The organism is Marinobacter sp. (assembly GCF_035268745.1).
Lineage (GTDB): Bacteria > Pseudomonadota > Gammaproteobacteria > Pseudomonadales > Oleiphilaceae > Marinobacter.
Window position 1 is genome coordinate 1 of the sequence record NZ_DATFKH010000029.1, and the last position, 20,590, is coordinate 20,590.

Below are 20,590 nucleotides of genomic sequence, written 5' to 3' on the forward strand. Positions count from 1 at the left end.
GAGAATCCGGAGGTGGTCGGGAACTTTATTGACGTGGAAATTCGGGAGGCCTTGCCTAATTCCTTGCGTGGTGTTCCTGTAAGTCTGGAGCTTTACTAAACCTCGGCCCAATTTGTCTTGGTTTTGGAGCATGGCGAGTGGTGGGTATACCGTTCCAAAAAACGCTACAAGCACATCCATGTGCGCTTGGGCTCCGCCATCCATGGCTCCGCACATTTTTGGAACGGTATACCCACCACTCTCCGTCGACCTGTTTCGGGCCTGCCGGAATGCCGCCTAAACGTAGGTTGGATCAAGCAAAGGGCAATCCAACAAAGCCAGAAGCATCCAACCGGCCTGACTACCGTCGGATTATGACTTCGTCTAATCCACCTACTTGTATTTGCACAGGCGGGCCTGCAAATAGTTAGACCAGGGCGATGGCCGGTAGGGCTTGCCAAAAACGTTGAGCGCCAGGGATGGCGCGATCGAGCCCTACAGGGGTGAAGCCGAGCGCTTATGAAGCGAAGCTTCATGCGACAGCTGAACGACAGCAATCTGTGATTGCTGGCTGGACCCCGCAGGGGTATCCATGGCGTGTACTGAATAGACGTGTCCGCCTAATTTCATCCAGCTTGGTATCTGACTAGTTGGTTCGGTAGAACAGCAGATCCCAGACCCCGTGGCCGAGGTTTTCCCCCCGTTTTTCGAATTTGGTCATGGGCCGCTCATCGGGGCGCGGCGCAAAAGCACCCGGCTCTACTGCGTTTTCGAAGCCTTCGGATTCACCCATGATTTCCATCATGTGCTCGGCGTAATTCTCCCAGTCCGTGGCCAGATGAAGAACCCCGCCCACCCGCAGTTTGTGGCGCAGTCGCTGAACGAAGTCGTGCTGAACCAGACGGCGTTTGTGGTGTTTTTTCTTGGGCCAGGGATCCGGGAAATACACCATCACCCGATCAAGTGCTGCATCGGGCAGGCAGAAATCCACCACATCATTGGCATCAATCGCATACACCCTGATGTTCTCCAGGCCGCGGTCCTCGACCTCTTTCAATAGCGCCCCCACCCCTGGCAGATGCACTTCCACTCCGATGAAGTCCTGTTCCGGCGATGCTTCCGCCATCTCCGCCAGTGACTGGCCCATACCAAAGCCGATTTCAAGATTCAGCATATTGTCGCGGCCGAATATTTCGCGGGGGTCAATCATGCCCTGCTCGCGGGTCAACCCGTATTTGGACCAGTTGCGATCATAGGCTTTTTTCTGACCCTCGGTCATCCGGCCCTGACGCAGCACAAAACTGCGCACTCCCTTGCGGGTGACAACCGGCGCATCGCCGGGATCGTTATTCTGTTCGCTCATCGGATATCCTCAACCGCCGTAATTAATAATGAGTAGGAAAGCAGGCGGACACGTCTATTCAGGACCGTATGCAGCAGGGATGCTGCATCCGAGCCTACATGGATGTATCTACGGCGTGTCTTGAATAGACGTGTCCGCCTGCTTTCATTCAGCTTAGTAAAGCTTGCTGAATTCATTTTACAGTAAGTTTATCAGATCTATACGGATGCCTGAGCATTGCGGGACTGCTGGCGATCCAGTTTGCGATAGCCCAACGCCTCCACCAGGTGGGTCTGGGTTACCGATTCCGCACCCTCGAGATCTGCCAGCGTCCGGGCAACCCTGAGAATCCGGTGCAGGGCACGGGCTGACAGGCCAAGCCGCTCCATGGCCCCGGTCAGCAGAGCCTGACTGGCCGGATCCAGGCTGCAATGACGGTCGAGTTCGGGGCCACTGAGCATGGCATTCACCACACCCCGGCTATGCTGTCGGTCACGGGCGCGACCCACCCGCCGGCGAACCGACTCACTGTTTTCACTGTTACTGGCGGACGTCATCAGCAGCTGCGGACTTTGTACCGGCACTTCGACATGCAGATCGAACCGGTCCAGCAGCGGGCCAGAAACCTTTGCGCGATAACGGAGCACCTGCGGTGGTGTGCACTGACATTCGATCGAGGGATGACCAAGATATCCGCAGGGGCATGGATTCATCGCCGCAATCACCTGAAACCTCGCCGGGAAAGTCACCTGCCGTGACGCCCGACTGATCGCGATTTCGCCGCTTTCCATGGGCTCCCGCAACACTTCAAGCACCTGGCGACCAAATTCCGGCAGTTCATCCAGAAACAGGACACCCCGATGAGCGAGGGAAATTTCACCCGGCCTGGGGCTGCCCCCGCCACCCACCATCGCCACCGCTGAGGCGGTATGATGGGGTGCGCGATAGGGCGGACAATGCCAGTAACCGTCGGGCATGGCCAGGCCGGCAACCGAATAGATGCTGGCGACATCGAGCATGGCCTCGTTGGTCAGGGGCGGAAGAATGCCGGGCAGGCGACTGGCAAGCATACTTTTGCCAGTGCCCGGTGGGCCAAACATCAACAGGTTATGCCCGCCGGCGGCAGCCACCTCCAGCGCCCGCCTTGGCACTTTCTGGCCCCGGACGTCAGCCAGGTCCGGGGCTTTGGCGGGTCCGCCATCAAATTCCAGGGTTGCTACCGGGCGAAGCCGTGCCCGTTCAGAAAGATGTTCACAAATAGCCAGCAAATGGTTGGCAGCAAACACATCGCCCTCGCTGGCCAGCGCAGCCTCATCGGCGTTGGCCAGCGGAATCAGCAACTGGCGTTGATCGCTGCGGGCAGCCAGAACGGCCGGGAGTACGCCCTTCAACGGGCGCAATGCGCCATCCAGGGATAATTCCCCAAGGCATTCCACTTTTTCAAGACTTTCAGGAGGAATCTGACCGGATGCGGCCAGAATGCCCAGAGCGATGGGCAGATCGAAACGCCCTCCCTCCTTTGGCAGGTCTGCCGGAGCAAGATTGATGGTTATTCGCTTGGCCGGGAATTCAAAACCGGAATTGAGCAGGGCACTACGCACCCGCTCCCGGCTTTCGCGTACCCCGGTTTCAGGCAGGCCGACGATTGCCAGCGCCGGCAGGCCGCCGGAAAGATGGACTTCCACCGTCACTGACGGCGCAGACACGCCAACACAGGCGCGGGTATGAACGATGGCTAACATGACAACCTTCCATGGTTTCAAAAAAAACTCAAGAGACTCTATTATGTATGGCTTAACTCGATGTGCAACCACTCGAGAAAACCCGGAGCTATTCCGTACCTCATCCTGCGTTACCCATGTGGTCAGATACCGGATGAGTAGTATCATTCATTTTACAAGGAGCCGGTGATGACGTTACAGCCAGTCCCGGGCATGCTGCTGTGCGCACTCACATTGATCTCTGCCGCCCTGGCTCAGGCCTCTCCCGGCAACGGCTCTGAAGAGCAGTGGGACACCCCCTCCCGTGACCGGTATCAGCAGGACCGGCAGGCGGCCTCGGTCCAGATCGGACCACGCCCTTTCTGGCTGGTGGCCGACATGGATGAGGGCGCACTGAAAGAACAGTTGCAATCATGCCAGACCGCCAGCTTCCGGACTTCGGACTTTTCCATCGGGCACCGCGGGGCGCCCCTGCAGTTTCCGGAACACACCCGCGAATCCTATGTGGCTGCAGCCCGAATGGGTGCCGGCATAGTCGAGTGCGATGTCACCTTCACCAAAGACCGTAAGCTGGTATGCCGGCATGCCCAGAATGACCTTCACACCACGACCAACATCGTTGCCATTCCCGAGCTGAACGCCAAATGCACCCAGCCGTTTGTGCCTGCCGACCCCGCCACCGGAACCCCGGCACAGGCACAATGCCGGACCAGCGATATCAGCCTGGCTGAATTCAAAAGCCTCAGCGGCAAAATGGATGCCTTCGAGCCGATGGCGACAACACCGGAAGAATACCTGGGTGGCACCGCTGCCTGGCGCACGGACCTCTACTCCAGCCGCGGCACACTGATGACCCATCGCGAGTATATCGAGCTGTTGAAGCCTCTCGGCGTGAAATTCAGCCCTGAACTGAAATCTCCGGTGGTAGCAATGCCATTCGAGGGTGACTATAGCCGCCAGGATTATGCGGCCCAGATGATCCGGGACTATATCAATGCAGGCGTCAAGCCGGAAAAGGTATGGCCCCAGTCCTTCAACCTGGACGATGTGCTGTTCTGGGTAAAGGAAATGCCCCGGTTTGGCCGTCAGGCCGTGTTGCTTGACCAGGCACAACCGACAGTGGGTAACTCTTCACTGGCCTACATGAAAGGTCTGAAAGCCCGGGGCGTGAACATTGTGGCACCGGCGCTCTGGAAATTGCTGGCGCTGGATGGTCAGGGCGAAATCGTTCCTTCTGCCTACGCCGACAACGCCCGCCTGGCGGGGCTCGGTCTGATTGCCTGGACAGTGGAACGCAGTGGCCCGCTGGCGGATGGCGGTGGCTGGTATTTCCAGACCATTACCGATGCCATCAACAGGGATGGCGATGTGCTCAGGGTGATTGATGTACTGGCACAGGATGTCGGGGTTATCGGAATCTTTTCGGACTGGCCTGCAACTACAACTTTCTATGCCAACTGCATGGGAATCACGATTCCCTAGCTCTCCTTGATAGACGTTGCAGAAGCCGCCTGTTTTTCCAGGGCGTCAACCCGCTTTTCAAGGGCTTCAACCTTCTCACGGGTTTTCATCAGCACCGCCTGCTGGGCGTCAAATTCCTCCCGCGTCACAAGTTCCAGGCGTGACATAACCGTCATCACGGTGGCCCGCGCCTGCGCCTCAAAATCATCACGGGCAGCCCGTGCCATATCGGGTACGAAATGGCCGAGCTGTCCCTGCAACTGGGCAAAGAAATCCTGGGGACCTTTCACATTGCACCTCACAATCATTTCCGCTTGAATGGTCAAAAGTGTATCACACCATGACCCCTGCCATACTGAGCCCGGTACACCCTATAATGGAGACTGAAGAGCATGGAAACACACATTGAGCCTGCGCACCATTTTGGTTCATTGGCCCATGCGCGGCACCATTATAGTGCGTCCAAACGATCCATTTTGGACCGGTCGATTGATATCTCTCTGAATTTTAGAGTTTTTTTTGCGTTGGCACACACGATGCTAAAAGCCTTGTACGCAATCCGCACAATTGGTGTGCGAGGTGGCAGCATCCCGAACTCAATCAACGGGACCCTGAGAATCCTGACTTTTGAGACGGCTTTACCAAGGAGAAACCCATGAAACTTGTGACAGCGATCATCAAGCCTTTCAAACTGGATGATGTCCGTGAGGCACTATCCGAGATTGGCGTTCAAGGAGTAACGGTCACTGAAGTCAAAGGCTTCGGTCGCCAGAAAGGCCATACAGAGCTCTACCGGGGCGCAGAATACGTCGTGGATTTCCTGCCAAAGGTCAAGATTGAGGTCGCCATCGGCGATAGCCTTCTGGACCAGGTTATCGAGTCCATCACCAAGGCCGCCAACACCGGCAAGATCGGTGACGGCAAGATCTTTGTGACTGAACTGGAACAGGCCGTCCGTATCCGGACCGGCGAGACCGGCGAAGAAGCCGTCTGAACCGGTAACACGATCAGACTCAGCCAACGCAAAAATTTTTTAATGCCAAAAGATTAGCCTCGTGCGGAGGGCTTACCAATGGAAAGTAATCTCAATCATATTTTTGAATTGCAATACGCAATGGATACGTTCTACTTCCTTATCTGCGGTGCCCTGGTCATGTGGATGGCGGCGGGTTTCGCAATGCTGGAAGCCGGACTTGTCCGCGCCAAGAACACCACTGAAATCCTGACCAAGAACGTCGCGCTGTTTGCCATCGCCTGTACCATGTACCTGGTCTGCGGTTACGACATCATGTACGGCGGCGGCCTGTTCCTGAGCGGCATCACGACCGTTTCCGGCATGGACGACGCAGCTGTTGCGGCCGTTCTGACGGCCTCCAATGATGCCGGTTTCGCTGACATGGGCGAGTACGCCGGTGCTTCTGACTTCTTCTTCCAGGTCGTGTTCGTGGCAACGGCCATGTCGATTGTCTCTGGTGCGGTTGCCGAACGCATGAAGCTCTGGGCTTTCCTGATCTTCGCGGTTGTGATGACCGGCTTCATCTATCCGATGGAAGGCGCCTGGACCTGGAACGGCGACTCTGTATTTGGGCTCTATGAGTTGAACTACAGTGACTACGCCGGTTCCGGCATCGTTCACATGGCAGGCGCTGCAGCGGCCCTGGCCGGTGTCATCCTGCTGGGTGCCCGTAAAGGCAAGTACGGTGCGAATGGCCAGATCAAGGCCTTCCCGGGCGCCAACCTGCCGCTGGCAACCCTCGGCATGTTCATCCTGTGGATGGGCTGGTTCGGCTTCAACGGCGGCTCTACCCTCAAGCTGGGTGGCATCGGTGTTGCCAACGAAGTGGCCAACGTGTTCCTGAACACCAACGCTGCCGCTTCCGGCGGCCTGATTGCGGCCCTGCTCGTTGCCCGCATCATGTTCGGCAAAGCCGACCTGACTATGGCCCTGAACGGTGCTCTGGCCGGCCTGGTTGCGATCACGGCTGATCCGGCAAGCCCGTCACCGCTACTGGCTACCATTGTCGGCGCCCTCGGCGGCGTGATCGTTGTGTTCTCGATCGTGTTCCTGGACAAGATCCGCATTGACGATCCGGTCGGCGCTATCTCGGTCCACGGCGTGGTGGGTATCTGGGGTATCTTCGCGGTACTGCTGTCCAACGACGGTGCGACCTTCATGGGTCAACTGGTCGGTACCCTGACCATCTTCGTCTGGGTGTTCGGCACCAGCCTGATTGTCTGGGGCATCATCAAGGCGATCATGGGTCTGCGTGTCAGCGACGAGATCGAGTACGAGGGTGTGGACGTTGCCGAGTGCGGCATGGAAGCCTACCCGGAGTTTCTCAGCGCCAAGTAATATGGGTTGAGATTCTGGACAAGAAGAGGGGCGCCTGCAGGCGCCCTTTTTTTGATCTGGAGTTTGTCGGCGAAGGAAAGGACGCTTTCCGGGATACGCTGTAAATACATCCCTGTACGCTCGACAAAAACATCCATGTTTTTGACGATCCCGGAAAGCGTCCTTCCCTTCGCCTTCGCTATCTCCCTGCATCCTATCCCGGATTACCTACCGCTCGCTGGACATCACCTCATCTTCCAGTACATCCACCATGAACTGCGGCATGGCAAGCGCTCCCCGGTGGATATCGGCATTGTAGTAGCGGGTTACAAACGGGCGCTGGTCGGCGTCTTCCTCCCGAAAGTAGATCACCGGCTTTTCCTTGCCAGCCATGGTGCAGCTCCACCAGCCGGTGGGGTAAACCGGTTGCGGAAATGGCAGGGTGCGGACGTGGTCGAAGCCCGCTTTTTTCATATCCTCGTGAATGTCCTTGATGATGGTGTTGGTGTGCAGCAGCGGGGATTCGCTTTGCTGCACGATAATGCCGCCATCCCGCAGTGCCAGCATGCAGTCGCGGTAAAAATCCAGGGCGAACAGACCCTCGGCCGGGCCCACCGGGTCGGTGCTGTCGATGATGATCAGGTCCAGGCTGTCCGGCACCACATCGCGCATCCACTGAATGCCGTCACCGAAGAAGAAATTGGCGCGGGGGTCGCTGTTGGATTCGCACAGTTCGGGGAAGTAAGCTTCCGACACGCGGGTGACACGCTCGTCTATTTCCACCTGCCAGGCGTCCTCTACGCCAGGGTGCTTGAGGACTTCTTTCAGTGTGCCGCAGTCACCACCACCGACAATGACAACTTTCTTCGGGTCGCGATGGGTAAACAGCGCCGGATGGGTCATCATTTCATGGTAAAGAAAGTTGTCACGACCGGTCAGCATCACACAACCGTCAATGACCATCAGGTTGCCGAAGGTTTCAGTCGCCCATACTTCCAGTTTCTGGAACCGGGTCTGCTCTTCGTGCAGTTTTTTCGTCACTTTCAGCGAAAATGCGGTGCCGTGGTCCTGAAATATCTCGGTAAACCAGCCGTCGTTCAGTTCTGCCATGATGTTTCTCCAAGGGCGATGAGCGCGCCTGGGCGATGCTCGTTTTGAATGATGGTTTGATCAACTGGTTATTGTAGGTGCCTGCTGCCGGTAGCTAAAGCTCCGGGCTGGCTAAATCTGCTGACCTGGCTTTCGGCAGCGTCGAGGAATCCCTACAATGAGCGCCAGTTTCCGGCGAATAACCGCCCGGGTCAAAGCACAGGTCGAGGCACTATGAGCGAATCCGGCAATGGCACAGCTTATGAGGTGTATAACATCGCCCACTGGAGCGACGGCTACATCGGCGTTTCCGCCACCGGCGACGTTCAGATTCGCCCGGACCGGGGCCACAGCCGCGAAAGCATCAGCCTGCCGGAGCTGGCGCAGTCATTGACCAGCCGGGGTATTCAGTTGCCGGTGCTGGTGCGCTTCACCGACATTCTTCACGACCGGGTCAATGCGCTTTGCGATGCCTTCAACGAGGTATCTGCACAACAGAACTATCGGGGGCGGTACACGGCGGTATACCCGATCAAGGTCAACCAGCAGCGCCGGGTCGTTGAAGAATTGCTGAACGCAGAACCGGCGGCGACCAATAAACAGATAGGCCTGGAGGCAGGCAGCAAACCCGAACTGATGGTCGTGCTGGCATTATCCCGCCAGCAGGGGTCGGTTATCGTCTGTAATGGTTATAAGGACCGCGAATACATCCGGCTGGCCCTGATTGGCCAGAAGCTGGGACATCAGGTGTATATTGTGGTTGAAAAGCAGTCGGAACTGCCGCTGATTCTCGAAGAAGCCAGGGACCTGGGTATTACCCCGCTGATTGGCGTGCGCGCAAGGCTGGCGACCATCGGCAAGGGCAACTGGCAGAACACCGGGGGCGAGAAATCCAAGTTCGGGCTGTCCGCCAGCCAGGTTCTGGCTGTGGTCAATACCCTGAAGGAAGCCGGCGCACTGGATTGCCTTCAGTTGCTGCACTTCCATCTGGGCTCACAGATCGCCAATATCCGTGACATTCAGACCGGCCTGCGTGAGTGCGCGCGCTTTTACAGCGAACTGCGTCATCTGGGCGCGCCTGTCCGCACCGTGGATATCGGCGGTGGCCTGGGAGTGGACTATGAGGGCACACGCTCCCGGAGCAGTTGCTCCATGAACTACAGCGTTCGGGAGTACGCCTATAATGTGGTTCATATCCTGCAATCCGAGTGTGACCGATCAGCTATTCCCCATCCTGATCTGATCAGCGAATCCGGGCGAGCACTCACCGCCCACCATGCCGTGCTGATTGCCAATGTAATTGACCGCGAGGTACCGGACCGACAGCAAACCAGACCGCTCAAGGCCAGTGCCCCCGAGCCGCTGCATGCTCTGCAGCGGGATCTGGACAATCTTCAGGAGCAAAGTTCTGGCCGGTCTCTGGCGGAAATCTATCACGACACCGTTCATGCCATGTCAGACGTACACGCCCAGTTCGCCCACGGCGTACTGTCGCTGACCGACCGGGCCCAGGCAGAAACACTTTACAAAGCCTGTTGCCGTGCGCTTCAGGAACAGCTGAACCCGGCCAACCGGGCACACCGGGAAATCATCGACGAGCTGGACGAGAAACTGGCCGAGAAGCTGTTTGTCAATTTCTCGCTGTTCCAGTCATTGCCGGACGTGTGGGGCATAAACCAGATCTTTCCGATCATGCCGATAAACGGCCTGCACCGACCGCTGAACCGGCGCGCGGTGATTCAGGACATCACCTGTGATTCCGACGGCCGTATTGACCGCTATGTCGACGGCCAGGGCATCGAAACCACCCTGCCGCTGCCCGCCGATGTGCCCGGTGAGCCCCTGCTGATGGGTTTTTTCATGACCGGCGCATATCAGGAAATACTCGGGGACATGCACAACCTGTTTGGCGATACCCATTCCGTGGATGTGCGCGGCAACAAAGGCGGTGGCTACATCATAAGCGATCCGATCAACGGCGACACAGTGGCCAAGGTGCTCCAGTACGTGAACTTTGAGCCCAACGCGCTGATGCAGGCCTATGAAAGCAAATTTGCAACCAGCGAATTCGATCAGGCTAGCCGGGAGAAGCTGCTGGCAGAGCTGACAAGCGGATTAAGCGGCTACACCTACCTGGAAGAATAACCACCTTTCAGGCCTTTCTCCATTTTTTGAATCTGAGCGATCCGACCGGACCATGCCATCGTAATAATAAGCGTCTGACAAATTCGGGACGAGCGCATAGAATGATAAACAAAACAGTTTCCAGTTATGCAACAGTCAAGGAGCGTCCGGTGTCCACACTGGATCAAAAGCCAGCACGGGCCGAGGGCAGAAAAGATCCCTGGAGCCAACTGCTGGAAAAAGTTGGTAAAAACCAGGATCGTGAAGCGTATCACGCGCTGTTTCAGCACTTTGGCCCGCAGATAAAGTATTACGCGATGGCCAACGGCATGGCAAACCACGCTGAAGAACTGGTTCAGGAAGTCTTCGTCTCGATATGGCGCCGGTCCTGTCTTTATGACTGGAAGAAGGCGGCCGCATCGACCTGGATATTTACCATTGCCCGGAATCAGCGTATCGATATGTTGCGCAAGATGCAGCGCACCAGTGCCGAGATGCCAGTAGAAACAGAAGATTTGTGGCAGATTCCCGGCGAGCATGAAAATGAACCGGTCACATCACTACACCGCCTGATGTCAGAGCGCCGGGTCCGCGACTCGCTCAGGCACCTGCCGGAAGAGCAGGTTACCGTCATCGCCAAGGTTTACATGGAAAGTAAGTCCCACCAGATGGTGGCGGATGAATTGAATATCCCGCTTGGCACCGTCAAGAGCCGGGTTCGTCTGGCGCTGAACAAGTTGAAAGTGATTCTGCAGGACCAAAACGTATGAAACCGCATCACCCCGATACAACGACTCTGATGGAGTTCAGTGCTGGCAACCTGAGCGACCCGCACGCCCTGTGTATCAGGCTGCATCTTGATAAATGCGCTGAGTGTTGCAGCCGGGTTGAAACCCTCGACAGCCTGGGTGCCGTGCTTATGGAGAGCCAGCCCAAATCTGAACTGTCTGCTGATATGTTTGATTCGATTCTGTCGCGCATAGACAGCGACGAAATCATCGAAGGCGGTTCTGTCGGTGCGGCAGCAAAAGGCAGCGAACGGATCAGCCCGCTTGCAAAGCTTCTGGGCGACGATCTGAACAGCCTGCCCTGGAAGCGCCAGTTAGGTGATGTGAGTGTTCTGGATATAACGGATCGTTTCCCCGGACAGCAGGAACAGGTTGTGTTGCAGAAATTGGCAGCTGGCGGCAAGGCGCCATCCCACACCCACCGTGGTGAGGAGACAACGATTGTTCTGCAGGGCGCGTTTGCCGATCAGAAAGGCGTCTTTAACCAGTGGGATTTTGTGGTCCTGAACCAGGAAGATGATCACAAACCCGTGGCAGTGGGTTGCGAAGACTGCATAACGCTCTCGGTGCTTAGCGCTCCGGTCAAATTGACAGGCATGTTCGGTCGCATGCTCAATCCCTTTATTCGCTGAGCGGTACTGCCCCCAACCCTCATTGCCTGTCAGTCAGGCTGGCTTTCCGGCCGGGAATTTCCCGGCCTTTTTTTTGAATGCACTGTTACCAGGGAATCTGCGAGCCATCCCAGCTCAGAAACTGGCCGTTGCTATCTTCGGTCAGTCCTTCGAGCACGGTTGCGATGTTTTCCGCCGTTTCTGCTGGCTGATGCACTTTTAACTGCGCCAGGGATCGTGAGAAAGGTTCGCTCAGCGGTGACAGGGTGGTACCCGGATGGACAGCAACACAGGCCAGGGGCCGGCATTTCCGGGGTAATTCAACAGACAGATTCCGCACCAGCATGTTCAGCGCCGCCTTTGAACTGCGATAGGCGTACCAGCCTCCGAAGCCGTTATCCTCGATCGAACCCACTTTTGCGGAAACAGCCGCCACGATCTTGAAACGCCGATGCCGGAGCCAGGGTGCTATTGCCCGCATCAATATCGCGAAACCCGTCGCGTTGACGGCGAAAGCATGGGCAAGCGCTTCCGCATTCAGGTCCTCGAGTCGCTTCTCGGGCTGAATTCCCGCGCCATGCAGGAAACCCGCTGCATAAATCACCAGGTCCAGCCCCTTCTCCGCTGCCAGTACCCGTGCAATTTCAGACCCTGTCTCGCCGGGGTCAGTTGAGGAGGCCGCATCCCATGGGACCAGAGACACCCGGTCAGCCACAGCCGGATCAAAGCTGACAGCCGCCGGATCGCGGCAGAGTCCGATTATCTGCAGTTGCTGGTCCCGGCCCAGATAGTGCTCTGCCAAAGCATGGCCGATGGCGCCCGATATTCCGGCAATCAGAATGTGCTTCATGTTCTGTTCTCCTGCTTCAGGGTCTGTGTGCAATACGAAAAACTTCCCAGTCGGACTTTTTTCCGGTGAACCAGCAAATTCAAACGATCGTATGAATGAAGTAAATTCCGGGTCTGTTTTACCCGACCGATGGTTTGAGGAGAAATTTTTATGCAGTACCGGGCTCCGGCTAATGATCTCAGCTTTCTGCTGTTCGACGTGCTGGGCGTCGACAAGCTCCACGAACTGGAACAGTACACCGATGCGACACCCGACCTGATCACCGCGGTGATTGAAGAAGCCGGAAAACTAGCCTCAGAAGTCATCCAGCCTACCAACAAGGTGGGTGACCGCCAGGGTTGCCATTACAACCCCGAAAACCACGAGGTAACAACACCTGACGGGTTCAAAGAGGCCTACGCCAGATTTGTGGAAGGAGGCTGGACCGCGCTCGACGCACCGGTCCAGTTTGGCGGTCAGGGCCTGCCCCATACCCTGAAGTTCGTGGTGGATGAAATGATGTGCTCCACCAACCTGTCGCTGGGCATGTATCCCGGCCTGACCCACGGGGCTATCACCACTCTGCACGCCCACGGCTCGGACCAACTTAAAGAGATCTACCTGGAAAAACTGATCTCCGGCGAATGGACCGGCACCATGTGCCTGACCGAGCCCCAGTGCGGCACGGATCTGGGCATGATCCGCACCAGAGCCACGCCGAACGACGATGGCTCCTACGCAATTGAAGGTACCAAGATCTGGATCACCGGTGGCGAGCACGACCTGGTCGACAACATTGTGCATCTGGTTCTGGCCAAACTGCCGGGCGCTCCGGACACCACCAAAGGCATCTCGCTGTTTGTGGTACCCAAGGTGCTGCCCGCCAGCGGCGAGCGCAACCAGGCTTTCTGTGGCGGCCTTGAGCACAAGATGGGCATCAAGGGCTCCGCGACCTGCGTGATGAATTTCGAAGGGGCCAGGGGCTGGCTGGTGGGCGAACCCAATGACGGCATGCGCGCCATGTTCACCATGATGAATGAAGCCCGTCTGATGGTGGGCATGCAGGGCCTGGGTGTGGCGGAGATGGCCTACCAGGAAAGCCTCGGCTTCGCCCGGGAACGCCTGCAGAGCCGTTCCCTGAGCGGCCCCAGGAACCCTGACGGCCCGGCCGACCCGATCATCGTTCATCCGGACGTTCGCCGCATGCTGATGCGCCAGAAAGTACTGAACGAGGGCATGCGTGCCCTGGCTCTGTTCACCGGTCAGCAGCTTGACCTGGCCGTGGCCCACCCGGACGCAGCCGTGCGCGAATCCTCGGACGATCTGGTGCAGTTGCTGACACCCGTGGTCAAGGCGTTCCTGACCGACGAAGGCTACAACAATGCCAACATCGGCCTGCAGGTCCTGGGAGGCTCCGGCTTCACCACCGACTGGCCGCTGGAACAGCTGGTTCGCGACGGTCGTATCGCCCGGATCTATGAAGGTACCAACGGTATTCAGGCCATGGATCTGGTTGGTCGCAAGCTGGGACTGAAAGGCGGTCAACTGGTTAGCACCCTTTTCGGCGAACTGACCGGCTTTCTGCAAGACAACCCGGATGCGCCGCACTGCGAACAGCTCAGGGGCGCAGTGGCAACGCTGGAGTCCGCCACCACCTGGATTGCCCGCAATGCCCCCAACGATCCGGAGCAGGCCGGCGCCGCAGCGTCGCCCTATCTGCGGCTGATGGCGCTGACGGTTATCGCCTACCTCTGGTCCCGCATGGCGGGCGTGGCTCAGTCGCGGCTCGACGGGGGCGAGGGCAACAGGCCACTGCTGGAGGCCAAAGTGATTTCCGCACGCTTCTATTTCGAGAAGATCCTGCCGGAAATCGGGCAGCTGCAGCATGATATCGAAACCGGCAAGGATTCGATGATGGATCCTGGCGACGACCACTGGGCGGCATAGCTTTCCGGATCAGGCACCTGCCTTCAGGCCGCGGCTTTACGCGGCCTTTTTTGTGGCTGGCTTTTTGTATAGCCGGAAAGCCGGGGTACAATCCTTCCCCGCCGGGACCTTCACCAGGCCCGCAAACATCGGAGGGGCACAGTGACCGACAATGATTACCAGTTCCGCTTTGGCGGCATTGAACGCCTGTATGGCCGCACAGCGCTGGAGGCCTTTCGCGGCGCGCACATTGCCATTATCGGCCTGGGCGGCGTCGGTTCCTGGGCAGCGGAGGCCCTGGCCCGCACCGGTATTGGCACCATCACGCTGATTGATATGGACGACGTGTGTGTGTCCAACACCAACCGTCAGCTTCACGCGCTGAATGACCAGTATGGCCAGACCAAGACTGACGCCATGGCGGCAAGGTTGCGTGCCATCAACCCGCAGGCGGATATCCGCGTGCATTTCGGCTTTGTGACGCCGAACAACGTGACGGAACTGGTCAGTGGTGAACTGTCCGGGGTGATCGATGCCATTGACAGTGTCAGGGCCAAGGCGGCACTGGTAGCCCATTGCAAACGCCAGAAGATTCCGCTGGTCTGCGCCGGTGGCGCCGGTGGCCAGATGGACCCGACCCGGATCAAGGTCAGCGATCTCAGCCGCACCACCCAGGACCCGCTGCTGGCCAAGGTACGCAACCTCCTGCGGCGGGAGTATGGCTTTTCCCGCAACCCGGGTCGGCGCTTCGGTATTGAGGCCGTGTACTCCCTGGAACAGCTGACGTATCCTGCCGGAGACGGTGAAGTCTGTTTGCAGAAGCCGGCCACCGATGGCCCGGTCAGGCTGGATTGTGCCACCGGGTTCGGAGCAGCCAGCCCGGTTACCGCCAGCTTCGGCTTTTTTGCCGCCTCCAGACTTATTGGTCGCCTCGCCCGCAAAGCCAGCACCACACCCTGATCCTAACCAGAGGAAACTGACCTCATCATGACCGTCAGTACAGTCTTTCTGCTAGCGTGCATCGGTATTATTTCGCTCTTCTGCCAGTGGCTGGCCTGGCGGGTCCGGATGCCTGCCATCCTGTTTCTGCTGGCAGGCGGTATCGCAGCCGGCCCCCTGACCGGGCTGCTCGACCCTGAAGCGGTGTTTGGTGATCTGCTGTTCCCGCTGATTTCACTGTCGGTCGCCATCATTCTTTTTGAGGGCAGCCTGACCCTGCATTTCAGCGATATCGCCGGTCACGGCAAGATGGTGCGCAACCTGATTCCGGTCGGCTCGGTCGTGACCTGCATTATCGGTACGCTTTCGGCCCGTTGGGTTCTGGACGTGTCCTGGGAGGTGGCTCTGCTGTTCGGGGCCATCTCTATTGTCACCGGCCCCACCGTTATTGCGCCCCTGCTGCGCTCGGTTCGGCCAAAACCGAAACTCGCCAATATCCTGCGCTGGGAAGGCATCATTATTGACCCGGTGGGCGCCCTGCTGGCGGTTCTGGTTTTTGAGGGTATTGTGTCCTGGGGCCAGGGCAACGTGTTCGGCCATTCCCTGTGGATCTTTGCCAAAACCCTGACTGTCGGCTTTGTCATCGGCGCCGTTGCCGGGTGGCTCAACGGTATTGCGCTGCGCAGACACCTGGTTCCGCAATATCTGCACAATGCAGGCACCCTCACTTTCATGCTGGGGGTCTACGCGCTGTCCAATGAGCTGGCCCATGAATCCGGGCTGCTGACCGTCACGGTCATGGGTATGTGGATGGCAAACATGAAACAGGTACCTATCGATAACATTCTGGAATTCAAGGAATCCCTCAGTGTACTGCTGATTTCCGCGCTGTTTATCATTCTGGCGGCCCGCGTCGAGTTCGGGGCCATCGCCGAGCTTGGCTGGGGTCTGGTGTTTGTGCTGGCGCTACTGATGCTGGTCGCAAGGCCCGCCAGCATCTTTCTGTCGGCCATTGGCACCTCGCTGAACTGGCGAGACAAGCTGTTTCTGAGCTGGATCGCCCCCCGGGGCATTGTGGCGGCCGCCGTATCTGCGCTGTTTGCGTTCCAGCTGCAGAAAATGGGCTATGCCAGCGCAGGCGCCCTGGTGCCGCTGATTTTCATGTTGATCATCGCTACCGTGACCATCCAGAGCCTGACCGCAAGGCCTCTGGCCCGGCTATTGCAGGTGGCAGAACCTTCCGCCTATGGCTTCCTGATTCTCGGCGCCAACCCTATTGCCCGGAAAATCGGGATCGCCCTGAAAAACCTGAAAGTGCCGGTCACCCTGACAGATACAAACTATGAGAACGTCAAACTGGCAAGAATGGAAAATCTGCAGGTGTATTTTGGCAATCCGGTATCGGAACATGCCTCGACCCATCTGGATTTGACCGGCATTGGCAATCTTCTGGTAATTTCGCCCTACAAACATATGAATTCACTGGCCACCTACCATTTCCTGGACTGGTTTGGCGCCGCCAACGTGTTCACTCTGTCCGATGGCGATCAGGAACAGACCGCGCGGCTGCGCTCGGCCGAAAAAATCCACATGACCCGTGGCCTTTTCAACGGCATCAGCTATGCCAAGCTGGCCAGCCTGGCGGCGAAAAATTACACCATCAAAACCACCCAGCTGAGCGACGAGTTCACCTTCAGCGATTTCCAGGCAAAGTACCAACAGCAGGCCCATGTCCTGTTTGTGCTGGATAGCCGGGACCGGATTTCACCGGTGAAAGACCTGGAGGATCTCAAGCTGGGCGAGGACTGGACGCTCATCAGCCTGGTACCGCCGCGGCTGAACAGGGAAAAGGCAAGGAAAGAGGAGGCTGAGGCTGCCCCATTGCAGGCCAACCCGTCAGAACCTGTGCCCACGGCGTCAGAACCCGGGGAGCCCGGGCCCGGAAAACCGGCCAGAGCCTGACAGGATTGTCAGCGGGTACGACAATCCAGCACCAGTTTGCCCCGAACGTGCCCGCCTTCGAGGGTCTGGTGTGCCTCTTGCACCTGATCAAGGGGGAAGGTCTGGTCGATGTGGATCCGCACATCACCATCCTCGATGAGCTCGGCAATTTCCTCCAGATGAAATACATCCGGCCGCACCGTCATGCCATGCGCCCTCAGGCCCATGGTTTCGGCCCGGGTAATAATCTCATCCGCTGTTACCGTCGGAATGGTAACCAGCACACCGCGCTCACTCAGAGTGTGCAATGAACGTTTACCAACATCGCCGCCGATAAGATCCAGAACCACATCCAGCCCGAAACACTCTTCCTCGACCCGCATGGTGTGATAATCGATCACTTCGTGAACTCCCAGCCCGGCCAGAAAATCCCGGTTGGAACCAGAGGCCGTCGCAATCACATGAGCGCCGCGCTCCAGCGCGAACTGTACCGCAAGATGGCCGACACCACCGGCACCGGCGTGAATCAACACCTTCTGTCCGGATTCCAGTTCGGCTACTTCAAACAGCGCCTGCCAGGCCGTCAACCCTGCCAGCGGCAAGGCTCCGGCAGCAACCAGGTCAAGCTCTTCCGGTACAATGGCAAGGTCGTCGGCGGGCGCAACGACATACTCCGAGTACCCGCCACCTCCCGCCGGAAAACCCACCATGCCCATCACCCGGTCACCAGCGGCAAGCGTTGTCACGTTTTTCCCGACGGCCACAACCTCACCTGACACATCATAGCCCGGAGTCCAGGGCAGATCATTTTCAATCTGGCGAGCGGCAAACCCCAGGCCTTTGCGGGTTTTCCAGTCAATGGGATTGAGCCCGGCACCGGCAACCCGCACGAGAACATCGTCTGCGGCGGGCTCAGGGATCTCCGCGTGTTCCAACCGCAGCACCTCGGCTTCACCAAACCGGTCGTAGGCGACGCGGCGCATGGTCGTTCCCGTTCTCCAATCCGTGCTGTTCTGCATAATGTTCTCCGGTTTCAGATTCGTGGGGTAATTACCGTTCATCAAGGCCGCGGCCACCCGCAACCAGGACACTGCCGAGAATACGCCTGAATTCTGCGGGCATGCGGGACGGACGCTGGGTTTCAAGATCAACGCAGGCATGGGTGGACAGCGCCCGCACCAGGGTTTTGCCATCCGATTTACGGATTAACTGGAACTGGCGTGCCGACCGGAAACGACCATCAAAGCCGGTCAGCCAGGTTCCCAGTTCAAGAATGTCACCGGCATTGGCCGCGGCCAGGTAATCAATCTCTGTGCGGGTAATGGCCATGGCTTTGCCGGTCTCTTCGTGCAATGCCCAGGTCATGCCCAGGCTTTCAATGTGGGCCCAGCTTACTTCCTCCAGCCAGCGCAGGTATACCACGTTATTGGCATGTCCCAGCCGGTCAGTCTGCTCCGGCGCAACCCTGATCTCCTGGCTGAAAGGCGCTGGCAGATCCCAGTTCAAGGTGGACTGATCAGTCATTTTCCGGCTCCTTCAGCCCCGGAACCGAGGCAAGAGCCATGCGTCCGATCCGGTCATTGTGCAGAGAGCCAAAATACAGCAGACCGCCATGGGGATTGGCCGAGGTGATTTCCCCAAGGTGGCTGCCATCGGGGTCATGGAGACTGGTCAGCACTTCGCCGCGATCATTGAAGGCTATAACCAGTCCATAGTCTTCGGGCCCGGGCTTCAGGGCATCCGGCACCTTCGCCACAATGTCTTTCAGCCAGGGCCGGGGGTGGATGAAATCAACCTTGAAATTCCGCACTGTAAAAAAAGCTACCCAGTAACGTCCGGCGTCGTCGGCAGCAAGGTTATCAGGGAATCCGGGCAGATTTTCGGCGAACACTTCGGCGGCTCCGGATTCGGGGCCACTGATCCAGTATCGGATGATCCGGTATTTCCAGGTTTCGGTCATCAGCAGATAGTCGCCCTCAGGTGATACCGCCACCCCGTTGGCGAAATACAGGTCGCGCATCAGCACCTCGGTTTTGCCGGTAGCCGGATCGTGGCGCAGCAGACGGCCATGGGGCCGCATTTCCAGCAGATCCAGAAGGTAGTCATGCTGATGAAAACGGGAACTCGCGTCGGTGAAATAGATGCGTCCATCCGGGGCAATGTCCACGTCGTCAGTAAACCCGAACGGCAGGCCTTCGGCTTCCCGGGCAAGCACGGTCAGGGTTCGGTCAGGAGCGATGGATAGCAGACCTTTCCCGGCATCTGCGACAATCAGGTTGCCGCCCTGGTCAAATACCATCCCCAGCGGCCGACCATCGGTCTGCAGCCAGTTTTCGACCCGGCCGTCGGGCCAGACCCGGACGATCCAGCCGTCCTGAGTGCCGGTATAGAGCACGCCGTCTGAATCCACTGTGGTGTCTTCAGGGCCGTAAACCTCACCCTGGGCCAGCAGATCTGCCGATTTCAATCGCTCATTGGGGGCCAGCCTGCCAGTCATGGCAACAGGCTCCGGTGGTTTCCATGCGGCACTGTCGATCGTTGGCTCTGCCAGTAAAAAACCGCCGATGCCCACGAACATCACCAACAATAAACCTGAAAGCCACCTCATTGCACTTCTCTTTTTATTTATCAGTGTCCAGTCAGAAAGCGGCGGCAGAGCGCGATAAAGTCTTCCGGCTTTTCGGCATGCAACCAGTGGCCGGCGCCTTCGATAATCTCCAGCTCGGCGTTGGGAAACAACTGGTCGATAGTATCCCGGTGCTTGGTCTGAATATAGGGTGAGTCAGCACCTTTGACGAACAGCACCGGCCCCCGGTAAGGCTCTTCGCCTTCCGGTGCGGCAGACAGATGTGCGTAGCAGCGGTCTATTACCGGTAGATTGAGCCGCCAGCGATAACGGGCTCCGGAATCATCTTTCTCATCAGCCGGGACCGGCATCAGGTTTTTCAACAGAAACTGCCGCACACCTGCTTCCTCAACGTAATCGGACAACACCCGGTCAGCCTCCTGGCGGGATTTGATTGCCGCCGTATCAAGCGCTTTCAGGCCGTCCAGAACCGAATCCTGACGGGGACGATAGGTCACCGGCGAAATATCCGCAACGATAATCGCGCTGATACGTTCAGGCGCTGTGAGTGCAAGCTGCATGGCAACCTTCCCGCCCATCGAATGCCCCAGGATCGCCGCCGTATCAAGACCCTGTGCGTCCATGTAGGCCAGAACGTCCGCCGCCATTGCCGGATAGGTCATGGTGTCGGTATGAGGGGATTTGCCGTGGTTGCGCTGATCCAGGGAGTGAATCTGCCAGTTGTCCTGGAGCCCCCGGGCGACCACGCCAAGATTGTCCAGGGAACCAAATACCCCGTGCAGCAGGATCAGCGGCTCACCCTCTCCCTTGATCTGATGATTAAGCTCAACGCTCATAACTCTTTTCTCCCATAAACCGTCTCCCCGGCCGGGACAAATACGGGGACACGAAAAGGCCGGGCGAACCCGGCCGATAAAATGT

Annotated in this window: 18 protein-coding genes; 9 read left to right on the top strand and 9 right to left on the bottom strand. The window is 58.0% G+C overall.

The features are described from left to right. Positions 1-625: 625 nt before the first annotated feature. Both trmB and VJ956_RS01720 read right to left on the bottom strand, forming a co-directional pair. Entirely contained in the window at positions 626-1,342 is a 717-nt protein-coding gene (gene trmB / locus VJ956_RS01715) for a tRNA (guanosine(46)-N7)-methyltransferase TrmB (protein WP_324080957.1), read from the bottom strand. Positions 1,343-1,539: 197 nt separating this feature from the next. Beyond that, a complete protein-coding gene (locus tag VJ956_RS01720) occupies positions 1,540-3,063 on the bottom strand; it encodes a YifB family Mg chelatase-like AAA ATPase (protein ID WP_324080959.1) in 1,524 nt (507 codons plus the stop codon). A gap of 168 nt (positions 3,064-3,231) precedes the next feature. Here VJ956_RS01720 and VJ956_RS01725 point away from each other — a divergent pair, with 168 nt between their 5' ends. Continuing rightward, positions 3,232-4,524 carry a glycerophosphodiester phosphodiesterase family protein gene (locus tag VJ956_RS01725; RefSeq protein WP_324080961.1) on the top strand — a complete coding sequence of 431 codons (1,293 nt, stop codon included), beginning with the start codon at positions 3,232-3,234 and terminating at the stop codon, positions 4,522-4,524. Here VJ956_RS01725 and VJ956_RS01730 read toward each other — a convergent pair. Beyond that, positions 4,521-4,793: an accessory factor UbiK family protein gene (locus VJ956_RS01730; RefSeq protein ID WP_324080963.1), complete on the bottom strand. Its 273-nt coding sequence runs from the start codon at positions 4,791-4,793 to the stop codon at positions 4,521-4,523. The two genes, VJ956_RS01725 and VJ956_RS01730, sit on opposite strands and share 4 nt — an antisense overlap. Positions 4,794-5,158: 365 nt before the next feature. On the opposite strand from VJ956_RS01730, the gene glnK reads away from it, so the two are divergent. Then, positions 5,159-5,497, top strand: coding sequence for a P-II family nitrogen regulator (gene glnK / locus VJ956_RS01735; protein ID WP_324080965.1), 339 nt, complete (start codon positions 5,159-5,161; stop codon positions 5,495-5,497). 78 nt (positions 5,498-5,575) lie between these two features. Then, positions 5,576-6,856, top strand: coding sequence for an ammonium transporter (locus VJ956_RS01740; RefSeq protein WP_324080967.1), 1,281 nt, complete (start codon positions 5,576-5,578; stop codon positions 6,854-6,856). Positions 6,857-7,063: 207 nt separating this feature from the next. Here the strand turns inward: VJ956_RS01740 and speE are convergent, their stop codons facing one another. Beyond that, the gene (gene speE / locus VJ956_RS01745; RefSeq protein WP_324080969.1) at positions 7,064-7,945 is read right to left on the bottom strand and encodes a polyamine aminopropyltransferase; all 882 of its coding nucleotides are present in this window, start codon (positions 7,943-7,945) and stop codon (positions 7,064-7,066) included. 213 nt (positions 7,946-8,158) lie between these two features. Here speE and speA point away from each other — a divergent pair, with 213 nt between their 5' ends. The 3 genes from speA (at position 8,159) to VJ956_RS01760 (ending at position 11,468) form a co-directional block, all read left to right on the top strand. Further along, complete coding sequence (gene speA / locus VJ956_RS01750) at positions 8,159-10,069, top strand: biosynthetic arginine decarboxylase (protein WP_324080971.1); 1,911 nt, start codon at positions 8,159-8,161, stop codon at positions 10,067-10,069. Positions 10,070-10,218: 149 nt separating this feature from the next. Continuing rightward, positions 10,219-10,818 carry a sigma-70 family RNA polymerase sigma factor gene (locus tag VJ956_RS01755; RefSeq protein ID WP_324080972.1) on the top strand — a complete coding sequence of 200 codons (600 nt, stop codon included), beginning with the start codon at positions 10,219-10,221 and terminating at the stop codon, positions 10,816-10,818. After that, positions 10,815-11,468 carry a ChrR family anti-sigma-E factor gene (locus VJ956_RS01760; RefSeq protein ID WP_324080974.1) on the top strand — a complete coding sequence of 218 codons (654 nt, stop codon included), beginning with the start codon at positions 10,815-10,817 and terminating at the stop codon, positions 11,466-11,468. The genes VJ956_RS01755 and VJ956_RS01760 overlap by 4 nt, the downstream gene beginning before the upstream one ends. An 85-nt stretch (positions 11,469-11,553) precedes the next feature. Here VJ956_RS01760 and VJ956_RS01765 read toward each other — a convergent pair whose 3' ends face one another. Beyond that, positions 11,554-12,297, bottom strand: coding sequence for an SDR family NAD(P)-dependent oxidoreductase (locus VJ956_RS01765; RefSeq protein WP_324080976.1), 744 nt, complete (start codon positions 12,295-12,297; stop codon positions 11,554-11,556). Between the two features lie 150 nt (positions 12,298-12,447). Here VJ956_RS01765 and VJ956_RS01770 point away from each other — a divergent pair, with 150 nt between their 5' ends. The 3 genes from VJ956_RS01770 (at position 12,448) to VJ956_RS01780 (ending at position 17,103) form a co-directional block, all read left to right on the top strand. Then, positions 12,448-14,223, top strand: coding sequence for an acyl-CoA dehydrogenase C-terminal domain-containing protein (locus VJ956_RS01770; RefSeq protein ID WP_324080978.1), 1,776 nt, complete (start codon positions 12,448-12,450; stop codon positions 14,221-14,223). A gap of 141 nt (positions 14,224-14,364) precedes the next feature. Beyond that, positions 14,365-15,162 carry a tRNA cyclic N6-threonylcarbamoyladenosine(37) synthase TcdA gene (gene tcdA / locus VJ956_RS01775; RefSeq protein WP_324080981.1) on the top strand — a complete coding sequence of 266 codons (798 nt, stop codon included), beginning with the start codon at positions 14,365-14,367 and terminating at the stop codon, positions 15,160-15,162. 27 nt (positions 15,163-15,189) lie between these two features. After that, complete coding sequence (locus VJ956_RS01780) at positions 15,190-17,103, top strand: sodium:proton antiporter (RefSeq protein ID WP_324080983.1); 1,914 nt, start codon at positions 15,190-15,192, stop codon at positions 17,101-17,103. Between the two features lie 8 nt (positions 17,104-17,111). On the opposite strand, the gene VJ956_RS01785 is transcribed toward VJ956_RS01780, so the two are convergent. The 4 genes from VJ956_RS01785 to VJ956_RS01800 are packed head-to-tail and all read right to left on the bottom strand — an operon-like array spanning position 17,112 to position 20,505. After that, complete coding sequence (locus VJ956_RS01785) at positions 17,112-18,101, bottom strand: NADP-dependent oxidoreductase (RefSeq protein ID WP_324080985.1); 990 nt, start codon at positions 18,099-18,101, stop codon at positions 17,112-17,114. Positions 18,102-18,132: 31 nt separating this feature from the next. Then, a complete protein-coding gene (locus VJ956_RS01790) occupies positions 18,133-18,606 on the bottom strand; it encodes an acyl-CoA thioesterase (RefSeq protein WP_324080987.1) in 474 nt (157 codons plus the stop codon). Then, positions 18,599-19,690, bottom strand: a complete 1,092-nt coding sequence (locus VJ956_RS01795; RefSeq protein WP_324080990.1) for an SMP-30/gluconolactonase/LRE family protein — start codon at positions 19,688-19,690, stop codon at positions 18,599-18,601. The genes VJ956_RS01790 and VJ956_RS01795 overlap by 8 nt, the downstream gene beginning before the upstream one ends. 20 nt (positions 19,691-19,710) lie before the next feature. After that, positions 19,711-20,505 carry an alpha/beta fold hydrolase gene (locus VJ956_RS01800; RefSeq protein ID WP_324080992.1) on the bottom strand — a complete coding sequence of 265 codons (795 nt, stop codon included), beginning with the start codon at positions 20,503-20,505 and terminating at the stop codon, positions 19,711-19,713. Positions 20,506-20,590 lie beyond the last annotated feature (85 nt).